Here is an 18570-nt window from a genome sequence, read left to right as displayed (position 1 = left end):
GCGCGGCACGTTCCTGCCCGGCTGACCCCTCGTCAGTACTGCCGGGTCTCCGCCTCCACCGTGGCGCGGTCGGCGTCCACGCCGTCCCGGAGGAGACCCTTGGTGCCCGTCGGGGCCGGCGGCTTGTCGTACGTCTGGTGCAGACCTGGCGCCTGGTCCTCGACGACGAACCGGGCGCGGGTGTACGCCGGCGCGTCCTTGCGGCGCACGTACGGCAGCACGGAGAAGTCCGCCGTCAGGGTGCTGCGGGTGATGGTGGCCCGGACGAAGCCGCGCATGTTGTTGTTGAAGCGCAGGTGGGGGTTCCAGGCGAACCACGGGTGCGAGCCGCTCGGCGAGTCCGCCCCGTCGCCGCCGGAGGTGACCGAGGAACAGACCAGCTCGGTGCCGACGGTGCGCGAGCCCGGATCGCGCCAGTCCAGTTTCAGGTCGGCGGCCCAGTGGGCGTGCACGTCCCCGGTGAGCACGACCGCGTTGCGCACCCCGGCGTTGACCCAGCCGCGGGTGATCCGGTCCCGGGAGGCGGCGTAGCCGTCCCACGCGTCCATGGCGGATTCGACGGCCGGCCCGCGGTCCCGGTCACGGTGGGCGAAGAACACCTGCTGGGCGAGCAGGTCCCACCGGGCCTGGGAGCGCTGGAAGCCGTCCAGCAGCCACGACTCCTGCGTCAGGCCGAGAATCGACCGGGCGGGGTTCTGCGCCTCGGCGCAGTCGCGGACGTACCCGTCACCGCAAACCTGGTCGTCGCGGTACTGGCGGGTGTCGAGCAGGTGGAAGGTGGCCAGGCGCCCCCAGTGCAGCCGCCGGTAGATCTGCATGCCGGCGGTGTCGGGCAGGGAGGTGCGCCGTAGCGGCATGTGTTCGTAGTACGCCTGGAAGGCGGCGGCCCGCCGGGCCGCGAAGTCGGGGTCGGGCAGCCTGGGCACCATCCCGGCCCAGTTGTCGTCCACCTCGTGGTCGTCGAAGACCACCGCCCAGGGGGCGGCCGCGTGGGCGGCCTGCAGGTCCGGGTCGGTCTTGTACTGGGCGTGCCGCTGCCGGTAGTTCGCCAGCGTCCGGGTCACCGGCCCGTCGTGGAGCCGGGGGTTCCCCCCGGGCGTCTGCCAGCTGCCCGTCGGGTGCTCGTAGAGGTAGTCGCCCAGGTGCAGGATCAGGTCGGGTCCGGTCTCCGCGAGCCGTCGGTACGCGGTGAAGTAGCCGTGCTCCCACATAGCGCAGGAGACGAAGCCGACTCCCAGCCGGGACGGATCGGCCAACGGGCTCGGGGCGGTGCGGGTGCGACCGATGCGGGAGTGGTGGCCGTCGGCGCGGAACCGGTAGAAGTACCACCGGCTCGGCAGCAGACCGGAAACCTCGACGTGGACACTGTGCGCGTTCTCGGGCCGGGCGTACTCGACGCCCCGCCGCACGACGACCCGGAACCCGGCGTCGACGGCCACCTCCCACTCGACGGGGACGATCCGCGAGGGCATGCTGCCGAGACCGTCCTCGGCGAGCGGGTTGACGGCGAGCCTGGTCCAGAGCACCACGCCCTCGTGGTCCGGGTCGCCGGAGGCCACCCCGAGCGTGAACGGGTACGGCAGCTTCCGGTAGCTGCTCCTGCCGCCGATCGGGGCGGGACGGGGCCGCGCGGACGCCGGGTCGGGCAGGGCGGTGACCGCCCCGGTGGCACCGACGGCCGCGCCGGAGATCAGGACGGAACGTCGGGACAGCGGCACGGATCCTCCAGGTCGGTCCACCCCGATGCGGGGAAGTGACCCTGACGGCGGTGGCCGGATGACATCCGGGCTCCGGTATCTCGCCATCCACCGATCAGGCGCGGATGATCATGCCATTCGTCGACGCGTCCGGTTGCCCGCACCGCCAAAGCGGCCCCGACCGGGACGAGCCGTCCAATTGGGACGGTCCCGCCGCCGGCCGGGGCCTCGCCACGCCCGACGCGTCAGACCGCCACGTCCCGGCGGTCGAACGCGAACACGCCCGCGACGACGAGCAGGACACTGACGCCGAGCAGCAGCCCCGCGCCGAGCGGCTGCACTCCGCCGACCAGTGGCGAGCCGTCGAGATACCAGTGGAACGGGGACAGCTCCCGGGCCCAGGCCAGGCCGTTCACCTGGGGGAACACCGAGTTCGCCAGGTAGCCGAGCACGGCGACGCCGGCGCTGACGCCCAGCGCGGCGGCCCGCCGACCCGTGGCCGCCCCCACCGCGAAGGCCAGCGCGGCGAACAGCAGGCCGAACAGGGCCAGGTGCAGGGTCATGGCGGCGAAGCCGCCCACCCCGATGCCGTCGAAGCGGGCCGGACCCCGTAGCGCGACCAGGGCCAGCCCCAGCAGCCCGGTCACCGCGACGACGCCCACCGCCACCGCCGCGTAGCGGAGCAGGGCCAGCCGGACGCGTCCCACCGGGTGGGCGAGCACCAGGTCGAGCGTGCCGGCCTCCTCGTCGCCCGCCACCACCCGGGCGCCTGCGGCGATCGCGAACACCGCCACCAGCAGCGGTACCAGCATCCCGTAGACGGCGCTGCCGAGGTAGCCGGCCGCGGTGGTCAGATCGGTGTAGTTGATCGCCTCCAGCAGCCCCTGCGGGTACGCCTCCAGCGCGCGGGTCATCTCGGGGGTCTGCATGGTCGGCCAGAACGAGCCGTACATGGCGCCGACGGCGACGATCGCGACCGCCCAACCGAGCAGGGACCGCCGCGCGTCCCGCAGCGTCTTGGTGAAGGGGTCACGCAGCCACACGGGCCTGCTCCTCCCGGGAGTAGTAGCCGAAGAAGATCTGCTCCAGGTCGGGCTCGGCGGACAGCAGTCCGACGACGGTGTGCGCCGCGGCGGCCTTGACCAGGGCGTCGGCCCGGCCGTCGAGGCGGCAGCGCAGGGTGGTGCCGACGACGCTGACCTCACTGACGCCGGGCAGCGCGGCGAACTGTGCGCCGTCGACCGGGTCGGCGAAGTGGATCTCAACCTGGCGTACGGCGCGTTCGCGCAGGTCCTCGACCCGGGCAACGGTGACCAGCCGGCCGTCCCGGATGATGCCCACCCGGTCGGCGGCCTGCTGCACCTCGCTCATCACGTGGGACGACATGAAGACCGTCCGGCCGCCGTCGCGGGCCTCCCGCACCAGTGTCAGGAACTCCTGCTGGAGGAACGGATCCAGACCGCTGGTCGGCTCGTCGAGGACGAGCAGTTCCGGATCGTGCATGAAGGCCTGGACCACCCCGACCTTCTGGCGGTTGCCCTTGCTCAGCCCCCGGATGCGGCGACCCAGGTCGAGGTCGAGCCGGTCGGCCAGCCCGTCGATCCGCGCCCGGGGCACCCCGCCACGCAGGTTGCCCAGGTAGGTCAGCAGCTCGCGCGCGGTCTGCCGGCCGTTGACGACGAAGTCGCCGGCCAGATAGCCGATCCGGCGGCGCAGTGCCACACCGTCGCGGCGCGGGTCGACGCCGAGCACGCGGACGTGGCCGCTGGTGGGACGGATCAGGTCGAGCAGCAGCCGGATGGTGGTGGACTTGCCGGACCCGTTCGGGCCGAGGAAGCCGTACACCTCGCCGGGCTCGACCCGCAGGTCCAGGCCGGTCAGGCCACGGTTTCGGCCGTACGTCTTGACCAGGGCCTCGGTGTGGACGGCGGGCTCACTCATCGTGGTTCCCCTTCCGCGGGTACTCGGCTTCGAAGCGTGCGACGAGCTTCGGCATCTCGCGCTCGATGAAGGCGTAGAAGTCGCGCATGAGCCGCAGCCGCCCGGTGCCGGGGGCGTCCTCACCGCCGACGACCTCCAGGCCGCGCTCCATCAGTTCCCGGAACGTGCGGAACTTCGTGGCGTCGGCGGCGATCCGGACGATCGCGTCACCCCGCACCTCGTAGGCGTGGCCACGTCGGCCGGGCACGGGCACCCGGCGGGCCAGCCCGCTGGTCTCCAGCATCCGCATCCCGGTGCTGACCGAACCCTTGGACAATCCGAGCCCTTCGGCGAGCTGGCCGCTGGTCTGCCAGGGCGGATCGCAGACCAGCAGCCAGCCGAGCAGTTTCCCGTACGCCGGGGGCAGCCCCAGGCCGCTCAGCACGACGGCGGCGTCCTCGGCGTACCGCCGCTGGTCGGACAGGTCCGTCATCGCTCCTCGTTCCGCGCTCGTTGGTTTCCGCGCTGATCGTTTCCGCGCTGATCGTTTGGAACTTTCAGTAACTTCTGAACGAAGGATACGTCCGCCGTCCCCTGCCGGCAAGGCTGCTCCTTGAGCGAGCCCCGGTCAGCGGCGCGGACCGGCCCGAACCCGCCGGTAACATGTGGTCATGACGCTGCCCACCCGGCCCGACGGTGAACGGGCTGCCGTCGCCGACGGCGAACGGTCCGCCGTCGCCGGTGACACCGTGCGGCGGCTCATGCACATCGCCCGCGCGATGCGGCACCACCAGGATGTGGAGTTCGGGGAACTGGGCCTGACCCCGGCCGCCGCACGGGCGCTGCACGAGCTCGACCCCGACCGCCCGCTGCCCGCCCGTGACCTCGCCGAGCAGTTGCGCTGTGACCGGTCCAACGTGACCGCGCTGGTCGACAAGCTGGAGCAGGCCGGGCTCGTCGAGCGCCGCGCCGACCCCGCCGACCGGCGGCAGCGGGTTCTCGTGGTGACCGACGCCGGCCGCCGGATGCGTCAGCGGGTGCACGGGGTGCTGTCCGATTCCCGGCTGCTGGCCGGGCTCACCGCCGAGGAACTGGCCGCCCTGCGTGAGCTGGTGTGGAAGGTCTCCGACGGGGGCTGCCCGGAGAGCTGCGCGACCGACTGAGCCGAGTGGGTGGAACGTGTCCGAGTGGGCGCGAGCGGCCCGGGTCGGTAATGCTGTCCGACGTGACCACCCCGCACGATCTCGACGAAAGGTTCCGGGCGGCCCTGGCCGCGCTGGCCGCTCCACCACGACCGGGCGACCCCGCCGCGCCGGTCAAGCCCGGCGCAACGCTGACCGGCACCCGCGCGTTGGACCTGTTCGAAGCGCAGGTGACCAGCCGGCAACTCGACCTCGCCGGCTGGTGGCTGCGCAGCTTCGGCGAGGGCTGGTACACGACCGGGTCCGCCGGGCACGAGGGCAACGCGGCGGTCGCCGCCGCACTGCGCCCCACCGACCCGGCGCTGCTGCACTACCGCTCCGGAGCGTTCTACTGCACGCGGGCCGCCCAGGCCGCCGACGAGCCCACCACACCCGACCAGCCGACCACGCCGTCCGACCCACCGGCCCCGCCCGAGCAGCCGACCACGCCAGACCAGCCGGCCACGCCTGAGATTTCGGCTCCGCCTGAAGCACCCGCCACGCGTGACGCGCCGGCTCCGCCTGAACCACCGGCCACGTCGGACGCGGCCGGCGACGCCGGATCCGTCGTCGACCGCCCGTTCCCGCCCGCGTACGCCGGGGCGGCCCGGGACGTGTTGCGCGGGATGGTCGCCTCCAGCATGGAGCCGATCGCGGGTGGGCGGCACAAGGTGTTCGGCCGGGCGGACCTGGCCGTCGTGCCGACCACCTCGACCATCGCCTCGCATCTGCCCCGCGCCGTCGGGATGGGACTGGCGGTGGAGCGGCTGCGCCGACTCGACGGCCGGCGGGAGGGGAGCGTACGGGGCGGCGGCGGGGACACGGAGCACGCCGGCTGGTCGCCGGACGCGATCGTCGTGTGCTCCTTCGGCGACGCATCCGTCAACCACGCGAGCGCCACCGCCGCGTTCAACACCGCCGGCTGGTACGACCACACCGGCCTGCGCATCCCGGTGCTGTTCGTCTGCGAGGACAACGGGCTGGGGACCAGCGTCCGTTCGCCGAAGGGCTGGGTGGAGACCGCCCTGCGGACCAGGCCCGGCGTCCGCTACTTCGCCGCCGCGGGCGACGACCTGGTCGGGTCGTACGCGGCGGCGCAGGAGGCGGCGGACTGGGTACGCCGGCACCGTCGACCGGCGGTGCTCCACCTGACCACTGTGCGACTCCTGGGGCCCGCCGGGACGGACGACGAGTCCGCGTATCGGACTCCCGACGAGATCGAGGCCGACCTGGCCCGGGATCCGCTGGTCGCGACCGCGCGCCTGCTGGTCGGGGCGGGACTGGCCAGTGGGGAGGAACTGCTCGCCCGGTACGACGAGATCGGCTGGCAGGTGCGCCGCATCGCCGAGGAGGTGCTCGACGAGCCCAAGCTGAGCAGCGCCGCCGAGGTGCTCGCCTCCCTGGCCCCGCGCCGGCCGGTGCGGGTGGCCCGCGCGGTGGCCGACGCGGGAACGCGGGCCGCCGGCCCGGCGGCGGCGGCCCGCGCCGAGGCGTTCGGCGGCAAGCCGCCGGAGCTGGCCGGCCCGCTGACCCTCGCGGAGAGCATCAACGCCACGCTCACCGACGGGCTGCTGGACCACCCCCAGATGGCCGTGTTCGGTGAGGACGTGGCCGCCCGGGGTGGTGTCCACGGGGTGACCAGGGGGCTGCGCGACCGCTTCGGCGCGGCCCGCGTCTTCGACACCCTGCTCGACGAGACCTCGATCCTGGGGCTCGGGCTGGGTGCCGGGCTGGCCGGGATGTTGCCGGTGCCGGAGATCCAGTACCTGGCCTACCTGCACAACGCCGAGGACCAGTTGCGGGGCGAGGCGGCCACGATGCGCTTCTTCTCCCGTGGCGCGTTCCGCAACCCGATGGTTGTGCGGGTGGCGGGGTTGGCGTACCAGGAGGGCTTCGGCGGCCACTTCCACAACGACAACTCGGTGGCCGTCCTGCGGGATGTGCCCGGCCTGGTGGTCGCGGTGCCGGCCCGGCCGGACGACGCCGCGGCGATGCTGCGCACCTGCCTGGCCAGCGCGGCGGTGGACGGCACGGTCTGCGTGTTCCTGGAGCCGGTGGCGCTCTACCACACCCGGGATCTGTATGCGGATGGTGACGATGAGTGGTTGGCGGCCTATCCGGAGCCGGGGGCGTGGTCGAGCGGGCACGTGCCGGTCGGCCGGGCCCGGGTCTACGGGGTGGGCTCGGCCGAGGACGTCACGATCGTCACCTTCGGTAATGGGGTCCGGATGTCGCTACGGGCCGCCGCGACCCTCGCCGACGAGGGGATCGGTGCCCGGGTGGTGGACCTGCGGTGGTTGTCGCCGCTGCCGGTCGCGGACCTCATCCGGGAGGCTGCGGCGACCGGTCGGGTGCTGGTCGTGGACGAGACCCGGCGCTCCGGAGGGGTCGGCGAGGGGATCATCGCCGCCCTGGTGGATGCCGGGTATGTCGGTGCCGTGCGGCGAGTAGCCGGAGTCGACTCTTTTGTACCATTAGGTCCGGCGGCCTGTCAGGTGCTGGTCTCCGAGGAAGCCATCACCCAGGGTGCCCGTACGCTGCTGGCACGGTAAATTCCGTTCCACCCGGTGCGCCACTTGCGCGCGGAGGCACAACTGTGTGGACTTTGCCTGACGGCGTTTCAAGCGGACGCCGCGGGCAGGGACGAGATGAGGAGGCACGCGACAGTGAGCGCGACCGCTGGTCAGGCCGCCGACGGGGTACGCAGCCTGGCGGACCGGTTCGGGATCGAGCCGGGGATGGTCGTCATGGAGATGGGGTACGACGACGACGTCGACCAGGATCTCCGGGACGCCCTGACCGACCGCTGTGGAGAGCTGGTCGACGAGGACACCGACGAGGTGGTCGACGCGGTGCTGGTGTGGTACCGGGACGGTGACGGCGACCTGTTCGAGCTCCTCGTCGACGCCCTCGGCCCGCTGGCCGACAACGGCGTCGTGTGGCTGCTCACGCCCAAGGCGGGGCGCGACGGGCACGTCGAGCCGAGCGACATCGCCGAGGCGGCGCCGACCGCCGGCCTCCAGCAGACCTCCACCGTCAACGCCGGCCAGGACTGGAGCGGCGCACGCCTCGTGCTGCGCCGAGGCGCAAAGGGCAAGAAGTAGCCGACCTGCCGGTGTGAAAGGCTGCTCTCACCAGAACTGACCGAAGGAGCTCGCATGCCGATCGAGGTTGGCGCCGCCGCGCCCGACTTCGTGCTGAAGGACCAGAACAACCAGGAGGTCGCGCTCGCCGACTTCCGGGGCCGCAAGACGGTCCTGCTGGTCTTCTACCCGCTCGCCTTCACCGGGATCTGCCAGGGTGAGCTGTGTGAGGTGCGGGACAACCTCAACGAGTACGTCAACGACGACGTGCAGGTGCTGACCGTCAGCGTCGACTCCGTGTACGCCCACAAGATCTGGGCGGACAAGGAGGGCTACCAGTTCCCACTGCTGTCCGACTTCTGGCCGCACGGGGCCGTCGCCCAGGCGTACGGCGTCTTCAACGACGTCGCCGGCATCGCCAACCGGGGCACCTTCGTCATCGACAAGGCCGGCGTGGTCCGCTTCGCCGAGATGAACATGCCGGGCGAGGCCCGTGACCAGCAGGGCTGGCGCAAGGCCCTCGCCGAGGCCGCCGCCGCCTGATCCCACACCCCACGACCGTACGACCGGGTCGGCGGCCGGCAGGGTAAGCTTGCCAGCCACCGGCCCGCCGTACGGGCGTACCGGGCGCGTAGCTCAGTGGGAGAGCACTCGCCTTACAAGCGAGGGGTCGCAGGTTCGAAACCTGCCGCGCCCACCACGCACTACCAGCGGAAACCGCCCCGAGAAGATCACTTCCCGAGGCGGTGACAGCAATGGTGACAGCAACAGGGCTCACGAAAGCCTGTCATCGAGCTTGCCGAGCGCCTGCCGCATCACGTCAAGGTTCGCGTGGGAGTACACCTTCAGCGTGATCTTCACGTCGGCGTGACGAGCGATCGCCTGGACGACATGCGGCGGGACGCCCAACTCCATCAGCAGTGACACCACCGTGTGTCGAAGATCGTGCAGCCGGACATCAGGGCAGCCGGCTTTCTCCCGAAGCCCGGCGAAGTGACGGTTGAGGTTGCGCGGCTCCATCGGGGTGCCGACCTCGGAGGGGAAGACCAAGCCGTGTTCCTGCCAGATCTCGGCCAACCTCTTCCGTTCCCGTCCCTGGCGCTCCTGATGGTCGAGCAGCGCCAACCAGGTCCAGTCGGGCAGAGGAAGGACACTATCCGAGTCCTCCGTCTTGGTGTCTTGCAGGTGTAGCTTCCCGCCGGCCCGCTGAACGGTCTGACCGATGGCCGCCGTGCCGGTGTCGAGGTCGAGGTCCGACCAGCGCAGGCCGAGGAGTTCACCGCGCCGGAGTCCGAGCGTCGCGGCAACGACGTAGAGGGCGTGAAGTCGGTGCCCTTCGCAAGCGGCGAGGAGCTTTCGGACCTGCTCGACGGAGAGGCCCTTGCCGACCCTGTAGCGAGGCGACGGCACCCGGACGAGCTTGGCGACGTTGCGGGACACCAGTTCCTCGCGCATGGCGTGTTGGAGCGCGTTGCGGAGCACCGCATGTACGAACTGAATCTGCCGGGCGCTGGGGTACCGCTGGCAACACATGCCGACCGAGCAGCACTGCCGGGCAGCGCGACGGCTCTTGTCGAGTCCGGCCGTGCAGCAGAGGCATCTACGGCGAAACTCGTCCATGAATGCCTTGACGTGTTGGACCTGTAGTCCGTCGAGTCGTTTGGTGCCGAGGGCGGGGATCAGGTGGAGTCGGACGGCGCTTTCGTAGCCGCGTGCGGTGGTGGGCTTGAGGTCGGTGACGTACGCGGCGAGCCAGTAGGGCAGGTAGTCGGCGAGTTTCCAGGCTCGGTCGGGCACAGGGATGCCGCGTTGGGATCGGGATTTCAGGTCGACGAGCTTGGCGTGGGCTTCCTCCCAGGTCGTTCCGTAGACGAACTTGCGTTTGCGGGTGCCGTCGGTGGTGAGCACGTATGCCTGTCCGACCCAGCGGCTGTCGCTGGCGCGTTGGTAGATGGAGCCTTCGCCGTTGGGGTTGCGGCGGGCGGTGGGCTGTCGTTGCTTCGGTTCTCTGGGCATCAGGCGGCTTCCTCGGTGAGTGTGGTGATGACGTCGTCAATGGCGGCGGCGGGGATGAGGCGGCGGCTGCCGACCTTGAAGGAGCGCAGTCGGCCGGAGCGGATGAGGTCGTAGACGAGCGAGCGGCCGATGCCGAGCGCGCGGGCGGCTTCCTCGACGCGCAGCACGCGAGGAGTGATCGGATTGGGGGTGTCCATCGGATGGCCTTCCTCGTGTGGCGGCAGGGGGTCAGGCGGCAGCCGGGACGGTGCCGGCCGGGGTGGTGAGTTCGTGGGCGAGTTCTTCACGGCCGGCGGCTTGTCGTTCGCGGGCCATGGCGGCGGCGGTGTTGGCGAGCAGGGCGTCACCCGAGGTGTGCCATCCGACGCCGGCGAAGGTGAGGGCGCCGACGATGAGCGTCGTGTCGTCGTCGTGGTGGGTGACGGCGTGATGGGGGCCGGTGTGCTCGTCGGCCTGGTGGTGATGCTCGTGGCGGCGGTAGGCGATGCGGGTGTCCCGCAGGAGCTGGAAGGTGACGGAGTAGCGGCGGCCTTTGGTGAGGAAGTGGCCGCCGTAGCCGAGCATGTGAGCCCACCGCCGGAGTCGGGCGTAGGGGTTGGTGGCCGTCGGCTTGGTGGCGGTTTCGGTGTCAAGGGCGGCTTGACGCTGGGCGACGCAGACGGGGCAGGCGGCGTAGCGGGTGTGGGTGCCGCAGTCGGGGCACTCCCAGCGCTCGACGAAGCCGGATCGTGGCCGTGGGTCGCGGGGCCGTTCCGACAGGGGGACGGATGAGTGGGTGGGTCGGCCGATGCGCCAGCAGGCGTCGATGAGGCGGGCGGTGTGGTCGCCGTCGGGGTCGGCGTAGTCCCCGATCGATTCGGCAGTCAGTCTGGTCGAGGTGTGCCCAGTGGCCTCGGTGCTTTTGGTGGCGTACTTGGCAAGGTAGCCGGCGACGAGGCTGTCGGTGACCTCACCGGTTCCGCTGGTGTTGATCGGTTCTAGGTCGACCTGTTTACCCCAGGCGATCGGCCACCCGTGCGGCCGGTCGGGGTGGGCTGGGGTGTGGAAGCCGATCTGTTCGGCGGCGTGGCGGAGGGCGTCGACGAGGTCGACGAGGCCGAACCCGGCGGGTGGGGGTACGACAGCGTCCGGGTCCTGGCCGTCGACGCCGTCCAGGCGGGCGATGGCGTGGAAGTGCACCGCCCCGCGTGCTTGTAGTTCGGCGACCTTGCCGGGCGAGAGCCGGACCGGAGGGACCCTGCGGGTGTTGCCGGAGGCGGTGACGACCTCGACGCGGGGAATGCCGCGGCGGCGAGCGAGCTTCGCTAGGTAGCGCTCCGCGGCTTGCTTGGTCCGGTGCCACAACTCGCCCGAAAAGATGTTCCAGACGACTTGGTGGTCGTGGTCGTAGCAGTCCAGGCACAGCGGATGCCCGAGCACCTTGTCACCGGTCTCGTGACGTGCCCAACAGACGGCGGGTCGGCCGTGGGGGCAGAGGCCGGCGTCGCGGCGGGCGTGGCAGGGCTCGGCCCGGCAGTCGCAGCGTTTGCGGTTGCTACAGGTGTGCTGCTTGACCACCCGCGCGTGGACGGTCCCGAAGGAGGGTGCAGTGAAGGTGGCGAACACAGCGGGGTGGGAGGCGACGGTGTCGGGGATGCCTTTGCCGCCGACGAGGCCGGCGCGTAGGAGTTGGAACGCGTCGCGTTGGTAGGTCTGGGCGCAGGAGGGGCAGATAGTGGCGCGGCGATTGCCGCAGGCGGTGTAAATCGCGGCGTCGGGCATGGCGTCGGTGTGCCGCTGCTCGACGACGCGGCCGGTGGCCTGGTCGACCGTGTAGAGGCTGCCGGCGAGGCGAATGGGGCGGGTACAGCCGGCGGCGGCGCGAACGTGTTCCAGCCACCCGAAGTAGTCCGGTTGTGTGGCGCGGACGAACGCGGACCCTTCGGCGGTGTAGTCGTAGACGGGTGGGGTGTCGGCGTTCGAGCCCACCCCCCGGGCCAGAGCGGTCCGGGGGGTGAGGTCCAGCGTCGACGCCATCAGGCCGCAACCTGTTGGGGGCGGGTGGTGATGGTGCGTTCGGTGACGATGATCCGGCAGGCGCCGCATTGGCGCTTGGCCGGTTCGTGCCGGTGGCACGGGATCTGAACGACGGTGTCACCGCAGCGGATCGTGACGGGAGTGCGGCAGGGGCCGCCGGGGATCACGTCGATGATGGTCCGGCGGGTGTCGACCGGGTGCGGGTCGGCGTGGGCGGGACAGACGTGGGTGATCTGCTCGATGTCAACGATGACGATGGTCATCGGCCACCGCCGAGGGTGTGGCCGTTGAGGGCCGGGGCGGTGATGGCGGCCAGGAGGTGACCGGCGACGGCTGGGGTGACGTCGAGACGGTCGGCCAGCTCGGCCGGTGTGATGGCCGCTCCGGTGGCCTGTTCGTGCTGCACGGCGGAGAACCGGGCCATGGGCAGCAGGTGGGTGGGGACGTCGACTGACGTTGGGGCCGGGGCGGGGACGGATGCCGGTTCAGTCGGCATGGTGGCGGGTTCCGGGGTGACGTCGGCCGGGGTGGTGGCCGGTTCGGGTGCCGGGATCAGGTCGGGGGCCGTGATGCCGGCCGGCGGTACCGGCTCAGTGGTGGCCGGTTCGGTGGCCTGGACGCGGATCGGTTCGGCCGGCTCGACGGCCGGCTTGGTGTCCTCCGAGGCGGCGGGAGCCGGGGCGAGGACGAGTTTGACCAGGGCCATGAAGGCCAGTGCCGGGACGGCGGACAGGAGCCAACCGGACGGGCCGGGCTTGGCGACGGCGAGTTGCGCGGCCAGGGAGAGGCCGGCGGAGGCGATCAGCAGGAACAGCGGGTAGCCGATGGGGCCGCCGGTGCGGCGGCGTTGCCGGATGGTGAGCAGGGCGGCGATGGGGACGAGTTCGGAGATGACGGCGTTGGCCCAGCCGAACCATCCGGAGGTGCCCTGGGGGCTGTTGGCCATGGTCCAGTCGTGGACGTGGGTGAAGGAGGCGGCTCCGGCGAAGCCGGCGACGGTGAGCAGGATGAGGACCAGGACGACACCCTCGACGCGGGTGCCCCGGCTGGTCGGGGGTTGGTGGTCATCAGTGGCCTCCGTGGCAGTCGAGGCAGCAGCCGTAGCGGCGGGGGATGTAGTAGGGCTTGACGTGGCCGCAGTAGCGGCAGGTGCGTCGGGCGGTGAGGGCTTTGGCGATGGCGTCCCGCTGGGCGGGGGTGGCGATCCGTTTGGGTTTGGCCCAGTCGAGGCGGTAGAGGTAGGCGACGCGTTTGCCGCGACGCCAGAGGATTTGCGCGACGGGGTCGTGTCCGCCTGGGCGGAGGCCGGCGGCGCGGAGTTGCCGGCGGGTGGCCAGGCCGGTGGGGGCGGATTGGTAGGGGAAGGTGGGGAACCCGTAGCGGGTGCCGAGCGGGTCGTAGAAGCGGACTCGTAGCCCGATGTGGTCGGTGAAGTCGGTCATGACTTGTCTGCCCACCGTTGTTGGGCGGCTTGGCGGGAGATGCCGAGTCGGGCACCGATTTCGGCCCAGGAGTAGCCGAAGGCCCGCAGGCCGATGACGGCTTCACCGATGGCGTGGTCGAGTTCGGTGGAGAGGGCGACGAGGTCGCGGAGTGCTTCGACGTCTCCGGTGGCGACGCGGCGGCCGTGGGCGCGGATGATGCGCCGGGCGAACGCGGCGAACTCGGTGTTCTCGACGACATCGCGTCGCTTCTGAACCGGGATGCGGGGGGTCAAGGTGTGCTTGACGGTGTTCATCGGTTCTCGCCTCCGTCGGTGTGGAGGCGGTTCCACTCGTCGGCGGCGTCCTCAAGGGCGGTGATGACCTGCTTGGCGGTGCGAGCCGGGTCGTCGTTCCACGAGTACGGCGAGGTGTGCTCGTCGATCAGGTAGCCGTCCTCATCGAGGTGGAAGACCGGAGCGAAGGCGTCGAGGTAGTCGACGAACACCGCCATCGCGGTTAGGTAGTCAGCGAGGGTGTCGGGGTCGAGCTGGGAGAAGTGCTCGACGGTGTGGCCGGCGCAGGCGATGCCGATGGCCCCGGCGGCGCAGGCCGGCGGGGTGAGGGTGTCGGTGGGGGCGTAGTAGGTGCCCTGGTGCCAGCCGTGCCGGCGCAGGTAGAGGGCAGCGCACCGGAGCAGGTCAGCAGGGGTGACCTGGACTCCGGTAGGTGAGTTTTGGGTAGCCTTCATGGCAGCCACGTCCTTTCGGTAGGGCTGGTGGGAGGTCGGCAGGACCAGCTCTGCTGGCAGGCGGTGACCTGGTCCTGTCGGCCGATCAGGTGGAGCGCAGCCGCAGGTAGCGGCGGTGGCGGGTGTCGTCTCCGCCCATCTGGTGGGGTGCGGAGACGTAGACGAGCCGGCCCGTCTGGGCGGCGGCGTGGAGCATCACGGCCAGGTCTTCAGGGGGGCCGACGATCCACATTTCGGTGTACTGGGCGGCCCGTTGGTTGTTGGCGCGTGCCTGGGCGCGTTTGCGGGTGGTCATGCCGCCATCTCCCACTCGCCGGTGGTGTCGGTCGGGGTGGTGAGGGTGCCGGGTCGGCGGATCCAGGCGGCGTAGTCGGCGATGCCGGCGATCTGGCTGTCGTTGAGGTAGGCGACCTTGATGCGGCGGGGGATGCCGCCTTCGGCGATGAGGTAGGCCGCGCCCTGGTTGGTGGGGGCGATGTCGGTGGCGGAGTAGCCCTGTTCGGCCCAGCCGTGACCGAGGACGATGTTGGAGCTGTTGGGGGTGGTGCAGCGGAACGCGGCGCGGTAGCCGAACAGGTCCCGCAGGCTGGTGGGGATGATGTCGAATGAGGGCCGCTGGGTGGCGGCGACGACGGGGATGCCGGCGGCCCGGCCACGGGCGACCAGGTCGCGTAGGAGTGCGACGAACTCTTCTTGTTCCTGCTTGCTGCCGATGGTGGCGGAGTAGAAGGCGATTTCGTCGACGAGGACGGTGATGACCGACAGGTTGTCGAGGGCGGTGACTTTGCGGCGGCCGTGGGCGCGCAGCCAGGCGTACCGGTTGTTCATCACCTGCTGGAGGCGTCGCAGGACGTCGAGGGCGGCGGTGATGTCGGGGCCGATGAAGGCGTCGGCGCTGTCTTCCCACTGGCCGAGTTCGACGAGCTTGCCGTCGAGCAGCACGAGGCGGGAATCGACGGACAGGGCGGCGTGGGCCGCGATGCAGTTGAGTAGGCCGGATTTGCCTCCGCCGGGTTCACCGCCGGCGAGGAGGTTGCGGTAGGCCAGGGTGATGTAGACAGGCTGACCGAACTCGTCGATGCCGACGAAGATGGGGTCGAACATGGACAGGCCAGGCCCCACCGGAATGCCGGCGGTCGGGGCGGGTGCCGTGGTGGTCATGGTGTGCCTTCCTTGGGCAGTGATGGGCGCGAGGAGCCACACGAATGAGCCGCAGGGCTCCTCGCGTCCGGGTTGGGCGTGGGTCAGATCCAGTCGGAGACGTCGTCCTCGACAGCCGAGGACGTCGCCGCGGGCTTGCTGCCGTTGGCGGTGGTGGCCGGCGTCTTCGCGGCCGGCTTGCCCTGGGAGGGCAGGGTGATGGTGGGTGCGTCGACGTCGGGCAGGTCCAGAGCCGTCGGCACGACCGGTTGAGGCCGGTCGGTGGCCGGGGCGTCGCCGGTGATGACGTCGACCAGCGGAGAGCCCACCGTCGCGGTGAGCACCTCACGGCGTTTGATGTCGAACCGCAGATAGGCGGCGTTGCCGTCAGAGGCCCGCTCGACCAGGACGGTAGAGGCGTGGCAGGCGACCGCGATGCGGTCGAGACGACCTTCCAGGTCAGCCAGGGACAGACCAGGCCGCAGGTAGACCCAGACCCGTTCACCGACCGGGGTCGGCTTGGCCCACAGGATCAGCGGCAGGCTGCCGGACTGGTTGGCGATGATGAACTGCGCGAAACACACGCGCAGCCGGTGGCGCACGATCAGGCACCACGTCCACGCCACCACCTGGTGACGCGATACCGGAACGGCGGCGGGGACACCGACGACCAGGGCCACGACCGCGAGGGTCACCAGGGCGGGGGTGTGGTTGGCGAGCTGTACCCAGCCCGCGCCGAGGAGTGTGGTGATCCCGATTTCCGGGGTCCACCACCACAGCAGCCGCAGCACCGGCCAGATCCGCACCAGCACCCACACGAGCCCGCCCAGGGGAACGCCGACCAGGACACCGACGAACAGGGCAAGGATCGGGTGCATGTAGGAAACGGCCACCACGGCCGCGAGGAGACCGACGATGACCGCCGTCAGAATGAACGCCAACCGGGCGTTGCGGGCCGAGGAACGGTGGACCTTGGCCTCGATGACTGTGATGGTGCCGTTGGACTTCCGCCCGAAGGGGCGGCGAGGGCTAGACTTGGACACGACACGTCCTCCCAATCGCGAGTTGGGCTGGATGGGTTGGAGGGCACGGGGTCGGCAGATGTAGGAGTCGGACCGACCCCGCGCCAGCTCTCTTACGGGGGATGCCACCACCACAGGTGATGACGGGCCGGGAATGTAGGAGTCGGAACCACTCCCGGACCTGGGAACTCAGATCAGCGGACCATCAGGCCGCTTCGTGCATCAGACACCAGAGGCTTCACACAGCACGGTGAGCGAGGAACCTACTTTGCCGCCGAACCAGCCTTCGGCTTCAGCGAGATGGCGCGGAACGCGACGCCGTTACGCCCGTTGGTCGCCCACGGGATGGCCTCCAACTGCTCGACAGCGACGAGCTGTCCCACCGTCACGCCCGGCTTCTCTCCCGCCGTGGTGATGGTGATGATCTCGCCGCCGGTCTCGTCGAGTACGAAGACCTGGGTGGACCACATGAGCCGGCCAGTGTTCTTCTCCGACCGCTGATTGCCGTTCTGGTCGTTCTTCGGCTCCGGGTCCTTCGTCACCTGAACCTGCTTGCTCTGGGTGTCCACGTACAGCTTCAAGGCTGTGTCCTTCCTTCTAGTAGAGCGCGTCCCCTATGGACGTCTGCTCGATGTGCTGACGCTAGCAGTTGGTAGGCATCCATAGCAACTGTGAGGCGTCTACGATCTGAGACGGGCCTCTGACGTGCCGTTACTAGGCGTGGCGGCTGTTAGCTAACTGGTAGGATCTGGTAGCTGGATGCGCCTACCGTGAGGATGCCCATGTCATCGCCCCGACCCCGGTTGACCCGGGGTGAGTCCATGTACCAGCAGATTGCCCGGCACATCCGCAACGAGATTGCCGCAGGGGTCCGCCGAGACGGTGACGTCCTCCCGTCCAGCCGAGAGCTGGCCGCCGAGTGGGACACGAGCTCGTTCACCATCACGGAAGCGATGAAGGTGCTAGAGGCGGAAGGGTTCATCGAGAGCAAGTCCCGCTCGAAGCGCGTAGTGCGAGTGCCGAACCAGGAACGGCGCAGCCCGGTGCGTCTGCCGAAACCTCGTGTGGTTCTTGTCGGCGGATACCCAGGCAGTGGCAAGACCGAGTTGGGGCGGATCCTGGCACGAGCTACGGGCTGGCCGATGCTCGACAAGGACACCTTGACGCGCCCCGTCGTCGAGGTGGCGCTAGAGATCCTTGGACTCTCACCTCATGACCGGGAGTCGAAGACCTACTTGGAGGTTGTTCGACCCCGTGAGTACGAGGCGTTGAGCAGTGCGGCGGAAGAGAACGTGCAGTGCGGCAACAGTGCCATCGTGACTGCCCCGTTCATCGCGGAGTTCCAGGACCCACAGTGGTTGAGCCGGACCAACGCCCGGTTCACGGACATGGGCGCGTCGGTGAGTGTCGTGTGGGTGTACTGCGACCCCGACACGATGAACCTCTACATCCGTAAGCGAGGGGCGGCCCGAGATTCGGCCAAGCTTGCTGACTGGACTGGCTACCTCGGACGCATCGACACCGACTTTCGTCCGTTGGTTGAGCACGTCGTCATCAACAACTGCACCTCAGCCAAGCCGCTCCAGCACCAGGCGGAAGCGCTCGTGAAGTCGTTGATGGGGCTGGAACTCGACTGATGCGGGGCGTCATCCTCTACGGCCCGCCAGCATCGGGCAAAGACACCGTCACCGCAGGGCTACACCGGCTCGACAACCGATACCAGCAGTTCCAGCGCCTCAAGGTCGGGTCCGGCCGCACGACGGGCTACCGGATGACCACCGCCCCAGAATTGGCGGCGTTACGAGCCGCTGGCGAGGTGGTGTGGGAGAACCGACGGTATGGGGCCGTCTACGTCGTCGATGACCACGGCCTGCGTCGGCAGCTCCACGATGGCATCCCCGTAGTGCACCTCGGCCAAGTCGACGCGGTTGACGCTGTACGCGAGGCATTCCCCGACGCGCAATGGACCGTCGTTGCCCTCACGTGCCCCCGAGACGTGGCGGCAGCGCGCATAGCGCAACGGCAGACCGGCGACACGGCGGAACGTCTTCAAGCCTGGGACCAGACAGAAGCAATCGGGGCCGCCGACCTCACCATCGACACGTCCGAGACTTGCCCGGACAGAGCCGCCAAGCTGATCGACCAGGCGGTCCGGGGCAGCTTGACCGCCCCGGAGTAAGGCCGGGCGGCCGACTGCCGGCGAAGTGGTTCAAAGTTTCTGTACGTCTTCAAGGCGGCCCTGAACGGGCCGCACGCGCCGCCGCCTGGGCGCGTGTCCGTCGCTCCGCTGGCGCTCCGACTCCGGCCACGCAACACGCCCGGC

22 protein-coding genes and 1 tRNA gene are annotated in these 18570 nt (G+C 70.2%); 7 read left to right on the top strand and 16 right to left on the bottom strand.

Annotation, left to right across the window (positions count from 1 at the left end; translation table 11 throughout):
- Window positions 1–32 precede the first annotated feature (32 nt).
- The 4 genes from GA0070616_RS05450 to GA0070616_RS05435 form a co-directional block, all read right to left on the bottom strand.
- Window positions 33–1718: an alkaline phosphatase D family protein gene (locus GA0070616_RS05450; protein WP_091077253.1), complete on the bottom strand. Its 1686-nt coding sequence runs from the start codon at window positions 1716–1718 to the stop codon at window positions 33–35.
- A 224-nt stretch (window positions 1719–1942) separates the two neighbouring features.
- Window positions 1943–2740: an ABC transporter permease subunit gene (locus GA0070616_RS05445; RefSeq protein ID WP_245712667.1), complete on the bottom strand. Its 798-nt coding sequence runs from the start codon at window positions 2738–2740 to the stop codon at window positions 1943–1945.
- Entirely contained in the window at window positions 2727–3638 is a 912-nt protein-coding gene (locus GA0070616_RS05440) for an ABC transporter ATP-binding protein (RefSeq protein ID WP_091077249.1), read from the bottom strand. The genes GA0070616_RS05445 and GA0070616_RS05440 overlap by 14 nt, the downstream gene beginning before the upstream one ends.
- Window positions 3631–4110 carry a GbsR/MarR family transcriptional regulator gene (locus GA0070616_RS05435; RefSeq protein WP_091077245.1) on the bottom strand — a complete coding sequence of 160 codons (480 nt, stop codon included), beginning with the start codon at window positions 4108–4110 and terminating at the stop codon, window positions 3631–3633. The genes GA0070616_RS05440 and GA0070616_RS05435 overlap by 8 nt, the downstream gene beginning before the upstream one ends.
- 178 nt (window positions 4111–4288) lie before the next feature.
- On the opposite strand from GA0070616_RS05435, the gene GA0070616_RS05430 reads away from it, so the two are divergent.
- The 5 genes from GA0070616_RS05430 (at window position 4289) to GA0070616_RS05410 (ending at window position 8581) form a co-directional block, all read left to right on the top strand.
- Window positions 4289–4780 (top strand): MarR family winged helix-turn-helix transcriptional regulator, encoded by a 492-nt coding sequence (locus tag GA0070616_RS05430; protein WP_091089949.1) that lies wholly within the window; start codon window positions 4289–4291, stop codon window positions 4778–4780.
- A 50-nt stretch (window positions 4781–4830) separates the two neighbouring features.
- Window positions 4831–7350 carry a transketolase C-terminal domain-containing protein gene (locus tag GA0070616_RS05425; protein WP_091077242.1) on the top strand — a complete coding sequence of 840 codons (2520 nt, stop codon included), beginning with the start codon at window positions 4831–4833 and terminating at the stop codon, window positions 7348–7350.
- 114 nt (window positions 7351–7464) lie between these two features.
- Window positions 7465–7902, top strand: coding sequence for a DUF3052 domain-containing protein (locus tag GA0070616_RS05420; RefSeq protein WP_091077239.1), 438 nt, complete (start codon window positions 7465–7467; stop codon window positions 7900–7902).
- Between the two features lie 54 nt (window positions 7903–7956).
- Window positions 7957–8424, top strand: a complete 468-nt coding sequence (locus tag GA0070616_RS05415; RefSeq protein WP_091077235.1) for a peroxiredoxin — start codon at window positions 7957–7959, stop codon at window positions 8422–8424.
- A gap of 82 nt (window positions 8425–8506) precedes the next feature.
- A tRNA-Val gene (locus GA0070616_RS05410) sits at window positions 8507–8581 on the top strand.
- A 74-nt stretch (window positions 8582–8655) separates the two neighbouring features.
- On the opposite strand, the gene GA0070616_RS05405 is transcribed toward GA0070616_RS05410, so the two are convergent.
- From GA0070616_RS05405 to GA0070616_RS05350, 12 genes are all read right to left on the bottom strand, one after another.
- Window positions 8656–9897: a tyrosine-type recombinase/integrase gene (locus tag GA0070616_RS05405; RefSeq protein WP_091077233.1), complete on the bottom strand. Its 1242-nt coding sequence runs from the start codon at window positions 9895–9897 to the stop codon at window positions 8656–8658.
- Window positions 9897–10094 carry a helix-turn-helix domain-containing protein gene (locus GA0070616_RS05400; protein WP_245712666.1) on the bottom strand — a complete coding sequence of 66 codons (198 nt, stop codon included), beginning with the start codon at window positions 10092–10094 and terminating at the stop codon, window positions 9897–9899. Before GA0070616_RS05400 ends, GA0070616_RS05405 begins: the two co-directional genes overlap by 1 nt.
- A gap of 31 nt (window positions 10095–10125) precedes the next feature.
- Window positions 10126–11913 carry a replication initiator gene (locus GA0070616_RS05395; RefSeq protein ID WP_091077230.1) on the bottom strand — a complete coding sequence of 596 codons (1788 nt, stop codon included), beginning with the start codon at window positions 11911–11913 and terminating at the stop codon, window positions 10126–10128.
- The gene (locus GA0070616_RS05390; RefSeq protein WP_091077227.1) at window positions 11913–12176 is read right to left on the bottom strand and encodes a hypothetical protein; all 264 of its coding nucleotides are present in this window, start codon (window positions 12174–12176) and stop codon (window positions 11913–11915) included. The genes GA0070616_RS05395 and GA0070616_RS05390 overlap by 1 nt, the downstream gene beginning before the upstream one ends.
- Entirely contained in the window at window positions 12173–12859 is a 687-nt protein-coding gene (locus tag GA0070616_RS05385) for a hypothetical protein (RefSeq protein WP_245712665.1), read from the bottom strand. Before GA0070616_RS05385 ends, GA0070616_RS05390 begins: the two co-directional genes overlap by 4 nt.
- 121 nt (window positions 12860–12980) lie before the next feature.
- Window positions 12981–13355, bottom strand: a complete 375-nt coding sequence (locus tag GA0070616_RS05380) for an RRQRL motif-containing zinc-binding protein (protein WP_091077220.1) — start codon at window positions 13353–13355, stop codon at window positions 12981–12983.
- Complete coding sequence (locus tag GA0070616_RS05375; RefSeq protein WP_091077216.1) at window positions 13352–13651, bottom strand: hypothetical protein; 300 nt, start codon at window positions 13649–13651, stop codon at window positions 13352–13354. Before GA0070616_RS05375 ends, GA0070616_RS05380 begins: the two co-directional genes overlap by 4 nt.
- Complete coding sequence (locus GA0070616_RS05370) at window positions 13648–14085, bottom strand: DUF6197 family protein (RefSeq protein ID WP_091077213.1); 438 nt, start codon at window positions 14083–14085, stop codon at window positions 13648–13650. Before GA0070616_RS05370 ends, GA0070616_RS05375 begins: the two co-directional genes overlap by 4 nt.
- A gap of 85 nt (window positions 14086–14170) precedes the next feature.
- Window positions 14171–14380 carry a hypothetical protein gene (locus GA0070616_RS05365; protein WP_091077210.1) on the bottom strand — a complete coding sequence of 70 codons (210 nt, stop codon included), beginning with the start codon at window positions 14378–14380 and terminating at the stop codon, window positions 14171–14173.
- Window positions 14377–15246 (bottom strand): FtsK/SpoIIIE domain-containing protein, encoded by an 870-nt coding sequence (locus GA0070616_RS05360; protein ID WP_091077206.1) that lies wholly within the window; start codon window positions 15244–15246, stop codon window positions 14377–14379. Before GA0070616_RS05360 ends, GA0070616_RS05365 begins: the two co-directional genes overlap by 4 nt.
- An 83-nt stretch (window positions 15247–15329) precedes the next feature.
- On the bottom strand, window positions 15330–16268 hold the full coding sequence (locus GA0070616_RS05355) for a hypothetical protein (RefSeq protein ID WP_245712664.1): 939 nt from the start codon (window positions 16266–16268) through the stop codon (window positions 15330–15332).
- Window positions 16269–16510: 242 nt separating this feature from the next.
- Window positions 16511–16828 carry a hypothetical protein gene (locus GA0070616_RS05350; RefSeq protein ID WP_091077203.1) on the bottom strand — a complete coding sequence of 106 codons (318 nt, stop codon included), beginning with the start codon at window positions 16826–16828 and terminating at the stop codon, window positions 16511–16513.
- Window positions 16829–17068: 240 nt separating this feature from the next.
- Between GA0070616_RS05350 and GA0070616_RS05345 the strand changes: the two genes are divergently transcribed.
- Both GA0070616_RS05345 and GA0070616_RS05340 read left to right on the top strand, forming a co-directional pair.
- The gene (locus tag GA0070616_RS05345; protein ID WP_245712663.1) at window positions 17069–17884 is read left to right on the top strand and encodes an AAA family ATPase; all 816 of its coding nucleotides are present in this window, start codon (window positions 17069–17071) and stop codon (window positions 17882–17884) included.
- The gene (locus GA0070616_RS05340) at window positions 17884–18426 is read left to right on the top strand and encodes an ATP-binding protein (protein ID WP_091077198.1); all 543 of its coding nucleotides are present in this window, start codon (window positions 17884–17886) and stop codon (window positions 18424–18426) included. The genes GA0070616_RS05345 and GA0070616_RS05340 overlap by 1 nt, the downstream gene beginning before the upstream one ends.
- Window positions 18427–18570 lie beyond the last annotated feature (144 nt).

Source organism: Micromonospora nigra (assembly GCF_900091585.1).
Taxonomy (GTDB): Bacteria; Actinomycetota; Actinomycetes; order Mycobacteriales; family Micromonosporaceae; genus Micromonospora; species Micromonospora nigra.
The sequence above is the reverse complement of the archived record's forward strand: the minus strand, read 5'-3'. Positions and strand labels throughout refer to the sequence as shown.

What these genes read in the sequence shown, in the direction of transcription:
- GA0070616_RS05345 (WP_245712663.1), top strand. Translation starts at nt 17,069, where the DNA reads ATGTACCAGCAGATTGCCCGGCACATCCGCAACGAGATTGCCGCAGGG.
- GA0070616_RS05365 (WP_091077210.1), bottom strand. Translation starts at nt 14,380, where the DNA reads ATGACCACCCGCAAACGCGCCCAGGCACGCGCCAACAACCAACGGGCC.
- GA0070616_RS05415 (WP_091077235.1), top strand. Translation starts at nt 7,957, where the DNA reads ATGCCGATCGAGGTTGGCGCCGCCGCGCCCGACTTCGTGCTGAAGGAC.
- GA0070616_RS05425 (WP_091077242.1), top strand. Translation starts at nt 4,831, where the DNA reads ATGCTGTCCGACGTGACCACCCCGCACGATCTCGACGAAAGGTTCCGG.
- GA0070616_RS05385 (WP_245712665.1), bottom strand. Translation starts at nt 12,859, where the DNA reads ATGGCCAACAGCCCCCAGGGCACCTCCGGATGGTTCGGCTGGGCCAAC.
- GA0070616_RS05435 (WP_091077245.1), bottom strand. Translation starts at nt 4,110, where the DNA reads ATGACGGACCTGTCCGACCAGCGGCGGTACGCCGAGGACGCCGCCGTC.
- GA0070616_RS05375 (WP_091077216.1), bottom strand. Translation starts at nt 13,651, where the DNA reads ATGAACACCGTCAAGCACACCTTGACCCCCCGCATCCCGGTTCAGAAG.
- GA0070616_RS05360 (WP_091077206.1), bottom strand. Translation starts at nt 15,246, where the DNA reads ATGACCACCACGGCACCCGCCCCGACCGCCGGCATTCCGGTGGGGCCT.
- GA0070616_RS05400 (WP_245712666.1), bottom strand. Translation starts at nt 10,094, where the DNA reads ATGGACACCCCCAATCCGATCACTCCTCGCGTGCTGCGCGTCGAGGAA.
- GA0070616_RS05380 (WP_091077220.1), bottom strand. Translation starts at nt 13,355, where the DNA reads ATGACCGACTTCACCGACCACATCGGGCTACGAGTCCGCTTCTACGAC.
- GA0070616_RS05440 (WP_091077249.1), bottom strand. Translation starts at nt 3,638, where the DNA reads ATGAGTGAGCCCGCCGTCCACACCGAGGCCCTGGTCAAGACGTACGGC.
- GA0070616_RS05340 (WP_091077198.1), top strand. Translation starts at nt 17,884, where the DNA reads ATGCGGGGCGTCATCCTCTACGGCCCGCCAGCATCGGGCAAAGACACC.
- GA0070616_RS05370 (WP_091077213.1), bottom strand. Translation starts at nt 14,085, where the DNA reads ATGAAGGCTACCCAAAACTCACCTACCGGAGTCCAGGTCACCCCTGCT.
- GA0070616_RS05405 (WP_091077233.1), bottom strand. Translation starts at nt 9,897, where the DNA reads ATGCCCAGAGAACCGAAGCAACGACAGCCCACCGCCCGCCGCAACCCC.
- GA0070616_RS05430 (WP_091089949.1), top strand. Translation starts at nt 4,289, where the DNA reads ATGACGCTGCCCACCCGGCCCGACGGTGAACGGGCTGCCGTCGCCGAC.
- GA0070616_RS05390 (WP_091077227.1), bottom strand. Translation starts at nt 12,176, where the DNA reads ATGACCATCGTCATCGTTGACATCGAGCAGATCACCCACGTCTGTCCC.
- GA0070616_RS05395 (WP_091077230.1), bottom strand. Translation starts at nt 11,913, where the DNA reads ATGGCGTCGACGCTGGACCTCACCCCCCGGACCGCTCTGGCCCGGGGG.